Source organism: Ruegeria sp. HKCCE4148 (assembly GCF_017872495.1).
In the GTDB taxonomy this organism is placed as follows: Bacteria; Pseudomonadota; Alphaproteobacteria; order Rhodobacterales; family Rhodobacteraceae; genus Ruegeria.
This window is the reverse complement of record NZ_JAEDOS010000014.1, coordinates 1-12,693: the sequence shown is the minus strand read 5'-3', so window position 1 is coordinate 12,693 and position 12,693 is coordinate 1. Positions and strand designations below refer to the sequence as shown.

The 12,693-nt window shown below is 57.5% G+C and carries 10 protein-coding genes; 5 read left to right on the top strand and 5 right to left on the bottom strand.

The window, feature by feature from the left end; translation table 11 throughout:
* Nucleotides 1-297 precede the first annotated feature (297 nt).
* The 3 genes from I9187_RS20525 to I9187_RS20515 are packed head-to-tail and all read right to left on the bottom strand — an operon-like array spanning nt 298 to nt 6,361.
* On the bottom strand, nt 298-1,611 hold the full coding sequence (locus tag I9187_RS20525) for an aspartate aminotransferase family protein (protein ID WP_171175722.1): 1,314 nt from the start codon (nt 1,609-1,611) through the stop codon (nt 298-300).
* Nucleotides 1,608-3,986: an FAD-dependent oxidoreductase gene (locus I9187_RS20520; protein WP_216601862.1), complete on the bottom strand. Its 2,379-nt coding sequence runs from the start codon at nt 3,984-3,986 to the stop codon at nt 1,608-1,610. The genes I9187_RS20525 and I9187_RS20520 overlap by 4 nt, the downstream gene beginning before the upstream one ends.
* Nucleotides 3,983-6,361, bottom strand: coding sequence for an FAD-dependent oxidoreductase (locus I9187_RS20515; RefSeq protein ID WP_171722357.1), 2,379 nt, complete (start codon nt 6,359-6,361; stop codon nt 3,983-3,985). Before I9187_RS20515 ends, I9187_RS20520 begins: the two co-directional genes overlap by 4 nt.
* A 50-nt stretch (nt 6,362-6,411) precedes the next feature.
* Between I9187_RS20515 and I9187_RS20510 the strand changes: the two genes are divergently transcribed.
* Nucleotides 6,412-7,155: a hypothetical protein gene (locus I9187_RS20510; RefSeq protein WP_171175718.1), complete on the top strand. Its 744-nt coding sequence runs from the start codon at nt 6,412-6,414 to the stop codon at nt 7,153-7,155.
* Here the strand turns inward: I9187_RS20510 and I9187_RS20505 are convergent.
* A complete protein-coding gene (locus I9187_RS20505) occupies nt 7,146-8,675 on the bottom strand; it encodes a trimethylamine methyltransferase family protein (protein WP_171175716.1) in 1,530 nt (509 codons plus the stop codon). The two genes, I9187_RS20510 and I9187_RS20505, sit on opposite strands and share 10 nt — an antisense overlap.
* A 79-nt stretch (nt 8,676-8,754) precedes the next feature.
* Here I9187_RS20505 and I9187_RS20500 point away from each other — a divergent pair, with 79 nt between their 5' ends.
* The 3 genes from I9187_RS20500 to I9187_RS20490 all read left to right on the top strand — a co-directional run bounded on the left by I9187_RS20500 (nt 8,755) and on the right by I9187_RS20490 (nt 11,316).
* Nucleotides 8,755-9,741, top strand: a complete 987-nt coding sequence (locus I9187_RS20500) for a LysR family transcriptional regulator (RefSeq protein ID WP_209509456.1) — start codon at nt 8,755-8,757, stop codon at nt 9,739-9,741.
* 259 nt (nt 9,742-10,000) lie between these two features.
* Nucleotides 10,001-10,690, top strand: coding sequence for an ankyrin repeat domain-containing protein (locus I9187_RS20495; protein WP_245223340.1), 690 nt, complete (start codon nt 10,001-10,003; stop codon nt 10,688-10,690).
* A 422-nt stretch (nt 10,691-11,112) separates the two neighbouring features.
* Nucleotides 11,113-11,316, top strand: a complete 204-nt coding sequence (locus I9187_RS20490; protein WP_209940316.1) for a hypothetical protein — start codon at nt 11,113-11,115, stop codon at nt 11,314-11,316.
* Nucleotides 11,317-11,396: 80 nt separating this feature from the next.
* Here the strand turns inward: I9187_RS20490 and I9187_RS22235 are convergent, their stop codons facing one another.
* Nucleotides 11,397-11,720, bottom strand: a complete 324-nt coding sequence (locus I9187_RS22235; protein WP_348540165.1) for an alpha/beta family hydrolase — start codon at nt 11,718-11,720, stop codon at nt 11,397-11,399.
* Here I9187_RS22235 and I9187_RS20485 point away from each other — a divergent pair.
* A complete protein-coding gene (locus I9187_RS20485; RefSeq protein ID WP_209509454.1) occupies nt 11,603-12,241 on the top strand; it encodes a hypothetical protein in 639 nt (212 codons plus the stop codon). The two genes, I9187_RS22235 and I9187_RS20485, sit on opposite strands and share 118 nt — an antisense overlap.
* Nucleotides 12,242-12,693 lie beyond the last annotated feature (452 nt).

The following is a 12,693-nucleotide window of genomic DNA, read 5'->3' as shown; positions in this document are numbered from 1 at the left end:
AAATCTGCAGGCGTGCTGAGAGGTAGCAGGGCTCAGCACGCCTGTTCGAGAACCAGGGCGGCGGCCTGTCCTATATAAAAAGCGCCATTATGTTAAATTTTAAGTTTGGCGAAACCCAAATCTTCAAAAGTGGTAGCGTCATCCGGCTTTATTGTGAATAGTGACCCGTCTGCAAGGAAGCCGGCGAGTATATCCAATCAGTTCTACGATAGCATCCCGTCCGCCAAGACGTGGGCGACGAGTATATCTGAGCCGAATGCACGAGAGCCGGTAGATGACATCGGTTATTCCTGTTTCCTACGTCGCCGTATCACTTAACGCTTGATCAAGACTCGTTGTGACTCGGTTCACATCCTCCATCGACAGGCAAAGTGGCGGCACCATGCGGAGGCATTGCTGGAATGGTCCGGATTTCGACAGGATAATTCCCTGCGCACGGCAGGCCTCAAATACCTCTGTCGTCATGGCCTTGTCAGGCGATTTGCTATCGCGGTCTCTTACAAATTCCAAGGCCAGCATCAAACCGTGACCCCGCACATCGCCGATGGTCTTATACTTGTCTTTTAGATCACTCAAACGTTCCAACAGCTTTGCGCCAACTGTCTTGGCGTTTTCCTGCAGGCCCTCGTCGCGCATGACAGCTAGAACAGCGCGCGCGGCCGCGGCTGATGTTGGGTTTGCACCATAGGTGTGGAACATGAACTTCTCAGCCATTGGCTCGGCTACATGTTTCTTGGCGACTACCGCGCCAATGGGGAAGCCATTCCCCAGACCTTTAGCCATAACAATGATGTCGGGTACGACGTCGTCCGCCTCAAAACCCCAGAAGTGATCACCAGTACGACCAAAACCGGACTGAACCTCGTCTGCGATGTAGAGCCCGCCAGCCGCGCGAACCCGCTCCGCCGCGCCCGACATATAGCCCGGCGGCATCTGATGTATACCTCCATATCCTTGAACGCTTTCGACAAGGATCCCGGCCACCTGACCCGAGGTGGCGGCGTTGATCGTGTGGGTGATCTCATCCAGATAAGGTGCAGTGCCTGGGCCAAAGATGCCGCGATACTGGTTCGGATCGGCAACAAAGGCGACGTTGCCGGGCATGCCGGGGTGCCGCCATCCAGAGATGCCCGTGACCGACTGCGCGGCGGCGGTTGGCCCATGATAAGCTGTGCGCAAAGCAAGCAGATCAAGATTACCGGTGAAGGTTCGCGCCATTGTCATGGCAAGATCAATGGCCTCGGAGCCCGAATTGGTCAGATGCACTACCCAGTCGTGACCCTTGGGCATCGTCGCGGCTAGTTCCTCGGCCAAATGCGCAGGTGTCGGGTGATAGAACATGGTCGTACAATGTGTGAGCTCCTGCGCCTGTTCCATCGCTGCGGCGACAACCCGGGGATGCGAATGTCCGACTGAGATGCAGACGTTCATGCCCAGAAGGTCGGTGTATTTCCGTCCTTCTGTGTCCCATAGGTATTGACCACGTCCCTTTTGGAAAACGATGGGTTCGCGGAAAGGTGTGAAACGGGTCAACGATGCGGCGTAGTACTGGTCGCGCCGCGCGGCGGTGCTGTCAAAGTTCCAATCAGTGTGAAGGGGATGTTCGGTCATTTGGCGACTCCGGCTTTCATACGGGTGTTGTCAGGGTCATACGGTGGGCGAGGCAGAATGGTGGCCTGCCTGCGTTGGCCAAGGATAGAAACGGTCAAGTTCTCGCGCGCATTTGAGTCACGCAAATACGCCAGAGCGAGCACCTTACCGGTGCGGTGGCCGTGGGCGCCGGATGTGACAATCCCGACCGGGGTCGCTTCCTGCCAAAGAGTGTGGGCATAGAACGGATCGACTTCGCCCGCCTCAATCTCCAGCAGAACCATGTCCCATTCCTCAGGCAGGGCGTCGCGCAGATCTTTGCGGACGAAGGGCGCAAGACCTACCTCCAGCGGGCTGCGTTCCGTCGTCAGGTCGCTGCCCCAGCTGCGATAGCCCTTTTCCAGTCGCATTGCGTTTGCGGCATAGGCGCCATAGAACCCGAGCCCATAAGGTTTGGCGCGTTCCTCCATGGTCGCAAACAAACGGACCGCTTGATCGCGCGGGACGTGCAATTCCCACCCGCATTCACCGATATAGGACACGCGAAGAGCGCGCAGCGGGGTGCCTTGGATCTCGGTCTGAGCCACAGACAGCCAAGGCAAATCCGCAAGCTCTGGCAAAGCGTCCGGCGATCTTGGCCCCATGAGGCCAATAACGGCAATTTCTTCGGTGCAATTCTGAATGGTGACGTCAAAGCCGGACGCCACCTGCCTGAGCAGGTCGAAATCAATCTCTTCTGCAGCGGCGGCGGAAGTGAGATAGGCATGGGTTTCGCTTAGCCGCGAGACTGTGAATTCCGAAAGTACCCCACCCGACGGGGTCAGCGCATGAGTCAGTCCAATGCGACCAGTTTTGGGGGTACGATTGCCACCGAGTTTCTCCAGAAATTCCGTTACGTTTTGGCCAGTTACGTCGAACTTCGAAAAGACCGATAAATCAGCCAAGGCGATCCGCGTTGAGGCTGCATCGACCTCGCGCGCAACGGGTTCGAACCAATTGGCACGACGGAACGTCTCGCCGGCTTCAGCGCCGGGCGTATCAGCAAACCAGTTCGGACGCTCCCAGCCATGTGCTGCGCCCATCACAGCGCCGCGATCTACCATCAGGTTATGCAAAGGCGACAGGCGCAGGCCGCGCCCCGCAGGGCGCTCCTCGTGCGGGTAATGCACCCCAAATTGCAGGCCGAAGCATTCGATGGCTTTGGCAACGCGGTAATCGCGATCTGCCCAGGACCCGAAGCGACGGCTGTCTACCGCCAGCGCATCCATGGGTGGGGCACCATGTGTCATCCAATGGGCCAGGAACCAGCCTGCGCCACCGCCCTCCATCACGCCCATGGACGAGCCGGTCAGCAACCAGGCATTCTGCAGCCCATGAGCAGGGCCAATCAGAGGATTGGCATCCGGCGTAAAAGTGATCGGTCCGTTGATCACGGATTTGACGCCGCCCGTTTCCAACGCCGGGATACGCGCCATAGCGGCCTCGATGATATGCTCTACCCGGTCAATATCAGGCGGCATCAGGTCCGCGCCAAACTCGGGCGGGACGCCGTCCACGGACCAGACCTGCGCCTCTTTCTCGTAGGGGCCAAGGATCAGCCCATCGCGTTCTTGCCGGACATACCAGCTTTCCTCTGGGTCGCGGATGATTGGCAATTCGGGAAGGCCTGCTGCCATGCGCTCCGCCACGGCGCCCACGGTGTCGGTGACCAGGTATTGATGCAAAACGGGAACCGACGGAATGTTAAGCCCCATCATCGCCCCGATCTCCCAGCCCCATGTGCCAGCCGCATTAACGACATGCACCGCCTCAACCGTGCCTTTGGGCGTGTCGATCAACCATACGCCTTCGTGCCGGATCGACAGGACAGGGCAGTTGCGCCATATCTGCGCGCCACCTCTGCGGGCGACCTCGGCCATGGCCTGGGTCGCCAGCGACGGGTCCACGTGGCCATCATCTGGCTCGTAGATCCCGCCGATCAAACCATCGAGCCGCGCAAGCGGGTGAAGCTCGGCGATGCGCTCCGGCGTCAGAACCTCAAGAGGGTAGCCAGTGAAATCCGACAGGCCCGCGACGTGACGGAACTCGTCCATCCGATCTGGGTTCCGAGTGATCCGCATTGCGCCGGAGGTATGAAACCCACAATCTCGGCCCGTTTCTTGTGGCAGAATTTCGCGATAGAGCCGCACGGACGTGGCGCGCAGTTCCTGAATTGTCGGATTGTGGGCGAAATGGGTGCAAAGCCCCGCCGCGTGCCAAGTCGAGCCATGGGTCAGGTCGTTTTTCTCTAAGAGCAGCACATCTGACCAACCCTCCTTGACCAGATGATACATCAGCGAGACGCCCATCGCGCCGCCGCCGATAATGACAACCTGGGCCTTGGTCACAGCGCTCATTTTCCACGCATCCTTTCGTTTTTTGGGTCAAAGGGCGGACGCTGCAACGGCGTGGCAGCGTAGTCTTTGCCTGCGACCTTCACCGCAAAGCATCGTGCGCAGCTCTGAGCTTTCGTCTCACCCGGGTCTGTGGACACCAATGCAAAGCACAGGTTCAGCCCGGTGCGCGGTCCACGCGCGCCGGAGGTTGTGAACCCGACATGCTGACCACCTTCAAAGACGGGCTCGTCATGCAGCATCAACGCGTCGCCTTCGACCTGCATCAGGATCAGACGTTTGCGGACGCCCTGTTCTTTCTGCTCGAGCAAAGCGTCTTTGCCCACGAAGTCCTTGCTCCAGTCAATGGTAAAGCCGAGTCCTGCTTCCAAGGGTGTGACCGTCGGACCAATGTCATGGCCCCAGTGTTTGAAGCCCTTTTCGATCCGGCACCCATCGAGCGCATAATGACCCAGAGGCGCTGCGCCTGCGGCGATGAGCGCGTCGAAAACCGGTGAAGTCACGCCGTTGGGAAGCGTTAATTCCCAGCCATATTCGCCGACAAAGCTGACGCGTGTGGCGCGCGCGCGCTGGCCTTCGATCATCAATTCGCGCACCTGTCCAATCGGCGCGTTTGCCCATGGGAAACCGGCGTCCAGCTGCTGAAGCACCGCGACACTGCCCGCGCCCATGACACCAAGTGTGCAAAAATCCTCGGTCACATCCGTTAATATCACCTCATCGGGTAAACTGCGGCGCAGGAAGGCGAGGTCGCGCGCGCGGGTCGCGGCACCAGAGGTGATGTGAAAATGGGTGTCTCTGAGACGCGAGACCGTCACGTCCATCTCGATCCCGCCACGGTCGTTCAAGATTTGGGTGTAAACAGCCCGGCCAGCCTCGACGTCCATATCCGCCGTACAAAGCTGGTTCAAAGCCTCAAGAGCACCGGTCCCGTTGATGTCGATCTCGGTAAAGGGGCTGAGGTCGATCAGGGCCGTGCCATTGGCCATAACCGCGGCTTCGTCCTGGGCAATTGGCCACCACCCCTGCGTTCCAACCGAGTAGGGTTGCGCCTCACCATACCAAAACCCACGCTCCCAACCAGCGGTTTGCCCAAACTGAGCTCCAAGTGCGGCCCATCGGTTGTGTAGCGCCGACTGGCGCATCCCGCGCCCCGCCTTTGGTTGTTTGTAGGGCCAGTGCAGTGCGAAAAGGTCCGCAACCGCCTCCTCCATCCTTAACTCCATGTGGTCGGGCGCAGCCGTAAGTGGATCAACCCGAGCGACATCGACCTCCCACATGTTCATCGGTGGGTGGCCATCGACCATCCAATCGGCCAAGGCACGGCCAATCCCAGCGGACGACATGACCCCCACTGAGTTCATTCCAGCGGCGACGAACAGCCCATCGACAACTGTTTTCCCGACAAGCGGTTTCGTATCGGCGGTAAAGCTCTCAGGGCCGTTCATGAAATGCTGAATGCCCACGTGCTCCAGCGCCGGACACAGATCCAACGCGGCCTCCATGAAAGGGGCAAACTGATCCCAGTCTTCAGCCATTTCAAGGAAAGGCCGGTTGCCTTCCGGACCGTAAGGGTTCCAGCATTTGGCGTGCGGTTCGAAACCGCCAATCACGAGTTTTCCCGCATCGCCCTTGATGTAGATGCCACGATCCAGATCGCGGATTACGGGGAATGGGTCTGGTAGATCGGGGATGGGTTCTGTCACGACATACATGTGCTCAACCGCTTGAAGCGGCAGGGCAACCCCGGCTGTTGCAGCCAGCTCTCGCGACCAGGCTCCAGTGGCGATTACCACCTTTTCGGCATTCAGGGTGGTGCCGTCTGCAAGCGCCACGCCCTTTGCTGTCCCGTTTTTTGTCATCAGACTTTTCACCTCTGCGCCTTCGCGGATGGTCACGCCGAAGGCCTTTGCGGCACGGGCATAGGCCATACAGAGGTCCACGGGGTTCACATTGGCGTCTTCGGGCACGTGCAAAGCTCCGACATGCTCTGAAAGATCGAGCAGGGGCATGGGTATGTCGCCTGCAGCAATTACCGCTGGCGTCAGCCCTTGCGTCGCGCCGAGGTCAGCAATCCGGTGAAGTTCGTCCATGCGCGCCGCTTCGCGCGCCAGCCAATATCCCCCGGTGCGTCGATATCCGGTGGACATGCCGGTTTCAGCTTCCAGCGCGGGAAAGACCTCCAGCGCCGCCGAGGCGAGCGTGGTCATATTGGGCGTTGCGCGCAGGGGCCCTACAATCCCGGCCGCATGCCAAGAGGTGCCCGACGTAAGCTGGTTGCGTTCCAGCAGAGTCACGTCCTGAGCGCCGCGTTTTGCAAGATGATAAGCCACGCTGAGACCGATCGCTCCGCCGCCGATGATCAGAATGCGGCTCATACAAGCCTCCGTTGACGCAAGCTTACAGTCGTCATTAGGCTAAACGGGTGATGATACATGCTTTGCGGTGCCACCCGCGCTCGGTTTCGACGGCGTTTGAACGGATCATGCGCGAGCGTGGCGATCTGTCGGTCCTGCACGAACCGTTCATGTATCACCATTACCTGACCACAACAGATAGGCTTTTTCCGGGCTTTTCGCCGGAGCCGGGACATCCTGTTACCTATGATGATATCCGGGCGATGATCCGCGAGGCGGCAGAGAGCGCCCCGGTTTTTTTTAAGGATATGGCTTATTACGTAGCGGACCGGTTGCCGCGCGACGCAGGGTTTGCGGGCGAAATGACCCATGCTTTTCTGGTACGTGACCCTATCGAAGCAGCGCTGTCTTATGCCAAACGCGACCCGAAATTTACGCGATTGGAGTTGGGGCATGAGGCGCAATACCGACTTTACAACGCATTGACCGAGTTGGGACAAAACCCGTTGGTGATCACTGCAGATCAGTTGCGGACGAAACCGCAGACAACGTTGCGCCGCTACTGGGCGTATGCCGGGCTTGCGTTCCTGGACCACGCGTTCACCTGGAACGACGTTGTGCCTGATGGATGGGGCTCGGTTCAAAGCTGGCACACCGAAGTGCTCCAAAGCGGTGCGATCAAAGCGCCTGAAGCCATCGACTTCCAAGGGGAACTTGACCGGCTGGGTGAGCCTTATACCGACGCTGCTGCGCATCACGTGCCGTTCTATGAGCGGATGCGCGATATTGCAGAAAGTCAGGCACATCAGAAATAGTCCTGGTCTAGTTTCTCGGCCTTACGGGCTGCGATGTAGTCTTTCAGGGCCGCGTCTATATCGGGTTCAAGACCGGGGTCTTCATACCCCGCTAATCGTTCTTTCCAGATAACGTTGGCCCGCGCGGCGGCATCCTGTTCACCAGCTGCGTGCCATTGTTCGAACGAATTGTCATCAGGTGTCCACGGCCGAAAAAGCGCGGTCATGAAATTGGCTTGCGTATGTTTCGACCCAAGGAAGTGCTGCCCTGGTCCAGTGCTTGCTATCGCCTCCATCGCCTGAGCATTCTCGCTCATGTCGATCCCATCAAAAAAGCGCCCGATCTTGCCGCAAAGATCATGATCAATCACGGTTTTCTCAAACGAAGTTACCAATCCCCCTTCGAGCCAGCCAGTTGCATGGTTGATCAGATTGGCACCGGCAAACATCGACATCATCAGGCCCCAGGCAGCCTCTTGCTGGCTTTGTGCGTCGGGAAGTTTGGACGAGCTGAGAGTGCCCACCGTGTGCAGGGGCACCCCCAACCTGCGTGCAAGTTGTCCGGCGGCCAAAACCATCAACCCTGCCTCTGGCGTTCCAAAGGTCGGCGCGCCGGACTTCATCGACATGGTCGATGCAAAGCTGCCCATCAGACAGGGCGCCCCAGGGTTCACTAATTGGGTCAGCGTCATCGTCGCCATGGTTTCGGCCAGCACTTGCGCGAGTGTCCCGGCGACCGTCGCGGGCGACATCGCCCCTGTCAGCACCCAGGGTGTGCAGGCAACGGGCTGGCCTGCGCGCGCATAGGTTTTCAGGGCGCCGGACATATGGCTGTCCATCACCAAAGGCGCGTTTGTGTTAGAAACGCAATAGAGCACCGGGTTCTCGGCCACGAATTCGTCGCCAAAAACGATCCGCGCCATGTCGATGGCGTGGCCCGCACGCTCGGCCCCGATAAAGGCGCCCATGAACGCGCGGTCAGAGTTCCTGATGTGGGCGTAGAGCATATCCAGATGACGCTTGTTCGCGGGCAGATCGACGGGTTCACAAACTACGCCGCCCGAATGATGCAGCCATGGCAGAGTGTGGTGCAACTTAACCAAATCGGTGAAGTCTTTGTAATTCGCATAGCGCCGACCGCGATCCAGATCATGTACGAAAGGCGGCCCCCAGGACGGGCACAGAACCGTTGCATCCCCGCCAAGCTGCACATTGTTCTTGGGGTTGCGGGCGTGCTGCGTGAACCGGCCCGGCGCGGTGGCGGTAATCGTCCTGCGGCAGAAACCCGAAGGAAACCGAATTCGGGTGCCATCCACATCACAACCTGCATTCGCGAAAATCTGGAGGATTTCGGGGTCGTCCTGAAACTCCATCCCGGTTTCGGCAAGGATGGTATCCGCATTTGACTCGATCTGTTCCAGCCCGGCGTCGCTGAGTACATTGAAAGTCGAAAGCTTGCGAAGAATGAAAGGCGCACGAACCGCATCTTGCGTGCGTTTGGCAGCAGCTTTGCGGCGACGAGATGTACGAGGGTGTGACATATACCCAGGGTGCCGCAGCGATTGACGGAACCCAAGAAAAACCAAATAGTATCAGAAATTCTTATACTAAGGATGAGTCATGCTCGATCGCCACAAGATTTCGCCGAGCCTCATGCGCTCGTTAGAGGTTTTCGTTGCCGTGGCAGAAACAGGTCAAATGCGAGCCGGTGCGAAACTGCTCGGTCTCTCACAGCCCGCAGCATCCCAACACATTACCGCGTTGGAGCGAGCGTTTGGCACGGCTCTGCTCGATCGCAGTACGCGACCTGCTCAGCTAACATATGCTGGTGCGCGACTGCATGGCAAAGCGCAGAAGATACTGGATGCACTGTCCGATATGGAAACCGAATTGCGGCATGTTGGCGAACAATCACTGACGCTGCTGAGGGTGGGTATCCAAGCCTCCATTGCGACAACCCTGACGCCATCATTGATCGATCTTGCACAACGGGTGTTCAACGTCGAAGACATCACTCTGCATGCCGGGCAAAGCGGTAATCATGAGCATCTGCTGCGCACCAAACAGGCGGATTTGGCGATTACGTCGAACCCATTTTTAGACATGGACGGATTGGAGCGTCATCATCTTCTGACTGAGAGATACCTTTTGGTCCTCCCTGAAAAATACGACGGCCCGACCGAAAGCCTGGAAGCTATCCAGACAAGGCTTCCGTTGGTCCGTTTTGGGGATACGACAAATGCGGGACGGCAGATTGCCCAGCATCTGCGTCGACTGCGGTTTGAGCCCGACACAGTCATACAAGCAGATCGCTCCAGTATGGTGACCTCCTGTGTTTCGACAGGACAGGGATTTAGCCTTTTGACACCGACACTATTGATCGATGGTCTCGTGGAAAACATGAGCCTGCAACTGCAAGAACTGCCAGTTTCAGGGTTGTCACGAACATTGACGGTTGTTGCTAGGAAAGAGGAGTTGCGGGGCCTGCCAGCGGCCGTTGCGGAACTGAGCAAACAGATACTGGCTCAGAAAATTGCGCGTCATATGGGGAAAATCGGGATCCGTAGTGTGGAGCTGGAGCAATCCAAAGATCTGACCTCTGGCTAAAGAGTGTCCGCTCATATTCTTTGGTTATCTTTACTATCGAAAACAAAAAGCAGACGTCTCCGCATTGCTGTTCGTAGTTTGGTTTGTGGAGTTGTTGCGCAGCGCTTAAGCCGGCACTTCTGATCTGCAAAGGTGAAGCTGAATCGCCTCCGCATTGCTTTTTCGGTATCTTCCTGACGTACCGAGCAACATTCGGCTGGCCGTTTTATCGGTCGCTCGAGCCAAGACCAGACGTTGCTTTGATCCAGGAGGAGGCGAGATGAAGATCCAAAGTATGCACCACCTCGTCGCCATCGCTTGTCTGATTGGACTCGTCCAGTCGGCAATAGCACAAACGCCCCCGGACGCTCGTGAAGTCTCCGGATACGATGGGCTCTTCAGAGCAGCGCATGACGGCGATGTCGCTGAGATCCGGCGGCTGGCGTCGAGCGGGGCTGACGTCAACGCTCGCGACCCAAAGGGGCGAACACCGGTGCACGTGGCAGCTTTTGCGTCTGAAGATGAAGCTCTGATCGCCTTGGCTGAAGCAGGCGCAGACATGAATGCACTGGAGGGACGCGCCTATGACGTGGTTACCATCGCGGCAGTCGCTAATGATCCTGAGCTTTTGTTGCTCGCGATTAAATTGGGAAATGATCCAGGACTGGTAACCAGCCCTTATGACGGTACAGCGCTTATTGCGGCAGCGCACCTCGGTCATGTGGAAATTGTTCGCCGACTGATAGCGGCAGGGGCACCGCTCGATCACATAAATAATCTGCACTGGACGGCTGTAATGGAAAGCGTGGTTCTGGGCGATGGAGGAGCAAACCATCAAGATGTGCTCGATGCACTACTCCAGGCCGGGGCCGATCGGACACTTGCCGATCGCGATGGCGTGACACCGCTGCAACACGCGGAGAGGCGGGGCTTCTCGGAAATGGCAGCCCGGCTAAGGCAAATGGATTGACGGACCCCAAGGTTTTACTAGCCTGATTATTCGCTTGTCAGCGAGGTGCAACAAGGCTTGGGCACAGTGCATCTTATTCGACTCCTACGACGCGCTTGGACTAGTTGTCGCTTACCGCCATAGTAGGACCGAGTTTATCAGTTCTTCGGAAAGGCGGATTTATGCGGGCACTGGTTGTCACTCTATTCCCGATCCTTCTGGGCGTATTCCCAGCATACGCAGTGTCTCCAGACTCTCAGAGACTTATCGATCGGGCGGCTGCCGACTGCCAGTCACTCGAAAATGGAGAATTTGACGCGGGCGATGCTGTAACTAAAATAGAGCTCCGTTCGCAGTTCGACACCGTCCAGGCCGAGCTTGTCGACGAATCTGATTACGCGTGTTCGTCGGCAGCTTCACTCTACTGCGGCACCGGTGGCTGCATGCTTTATCTGATCGTGGAAGGTACCGTTCACGCATGGCAAGCGACCGGGTGGCGGCTGATCGAATGGGGTCCTGACCGCATGTTGCTTATCGGTCGGGATGGTGGCTGGTGTGGCGGTGCCGGCGCTGAGGTCTGCTATGAAGCCCTTGTTTGGAGCAATGGAAGAATCCTTACCGTGGGGCCGCCTCCAGAAACCCGGTAAGGGCCGTTATGTTAAATTCTGGTTGTGTGTGCTGCAGTAGGTCCAATCAGGCCCTGCAGAGCCGATGCGCGCGCTGTTTTCTAGATAGCAAGATCGTCGACCCATGCTGAAACAGCTGCGCCCATGGACTTGATGTGATCAGCATGCGTGAAACCTGAAACGCGTTTGCGTGGTTTGAGGTCATGATCTCCGTCTTCAAACCAACTCATCTGGATTGCCGAGGAAAGCTCATACTGGCTGACTTCATCCATCGAGCCGAACTGGTCGCGCGTTCCCTGGCAGATCAGTGTCGGGGTCCGCAGGTGCTTTAGGTGCTCAGTTCGAAGCTTTTCTGGTTTACCAATCGGGTGGAATGGATATCTTGTGTGACGCGACCGCAGATGAAACCGCTGGGATCGGAGCACGCCTGTCCGAACTTTTTGAAAGCGACGCTGCCGCAGTCAAGGATGCAATACGCCACTGCCTTAAACTGGTCGACCGCATCGATATCGCGCCCGGCGAAATGCGCATCACCCTGTCAGGAGCGCATCTCGCAGATCATCTTAATTTGGATGCGACGCGCATTGTGGAAGACCTGCTGACCATCACCTCAGCGTTTCAGCATCGCAAGCGGGGTGTCGAAACCAAACTGATCATTGGTGACGCGCAGCCGGAGATTGATGCAACTTTACTGCGCAACATCGCTCGCGCGCATCGGTATTTTGATCTGGTCCGATCGGGCAAAACCTTTGCTGAGATCGCGGAAACCGAAGGTGTCTCAAAACGCCGGGTTCAGCAGTTGATTGAACTGGCGTTCCTGGCGCCGGACGTGATCAGAGCCGTTCGCGAAGGCCGGCAATCCGTCGGCATGACATCCGACTGGCTCAAACGACATGCCTTCTCTCCGATCTGGACAGAGCAGCGACAAGTCTTCGAGGCGCTGTAATTCTTCTCATAATCAATCGGTTATTTTAATCAGTATCCGGCCAACGGATACTTGGGCGTTGAGCGCCCCGTGTCGCATTTGTTAGCCGATGAGGGGCGATGCTATCTCCATCACATGTGCCCAAACTGCTACCGCGGAAATGGCGATTCCAGACTTTCGAGGCAAACGGGCAGGATATCGCAGATCTGTCGGTCTGGGGTATATTTATACCTCAGAAAGTGCCCGAAACTACGCGATGAAGTGCAAAAATATGCATTATATCAATGGCTTAAGTGGTGGTGGCTGGGGTGGTAGGAATCCTTGCCGACCGATGAAACCTATCAACTTTTCCAACTAGCCCGAGAAACTGGGGCGGTTTCGGGGGCATTCGCTAAGCTCTGCGACGGGCATTTTGACCGCTAGACCGACCGTTGAAGGGACAGCTTACGAGACCGCTGACGACCCGCTGACGA

Excerpts from the sequence above, each read along its gene's own strand:
- I9187_RS20495 (WP_245223340.1), top strand. The coding sequence starts at position 10,001 with ATGAAGATCCAAAGTATGCACCACCTCGTCGCCATCGCTTGTCTGATT.
- I9187_RS20510 (WP_171175718.1), top strand. The coding sequence starts at position 6,412 with ATGATACATGCTTTGCGGTGCCACCCGCGCTCGGTTTCGACGGCGTTT.
- I9187_RS20500 (WP_209509456.1), top strand. The coding sequence starts at position 8,755 with ATGCTCGATCGCCACAAGATTTCGCCGAGCCTCATGCGCTCGTTAGAG.
- I9187_RS20490 (WP_209940316.1), top strand. The coding sequence starts at position 11,113 with ATGCTTTATCTGATCGTGGAAGGTACCGTTCACGCATGGCAAGCGACC.
- I9187_RS20525 (WP_171175722.1), bottom strand. The coding sequence starts at position 1,611 with ATGACCGAACATCCCCTTCACACTGATTGGAACTTTGACAGCACCGCC.
- I9187_RS20520 (WP_216601862.1), bottom strand. The coding sequence starts at position 3,986 with ATGAGCGCTGTGACCAAGGCCCAGGTTGTCATTATCGGCGGCGGCGCG.
- I9187_RS20505 (WP_171175716.1), bottom strand. The coding sequence starts at position 8,675 with ATGTCACACCCTCGTACATCTCGTCGCCGCAAAGCTGCTGCCAAACGC.
- I9187_RS20515 (WP_171722357.1), bottom strand. The coding sequence starts at position 6,361 with ATGAGCCGCATTCTGATCATCGGCGGCGGAGCGATCGGTCTCAGCGTG.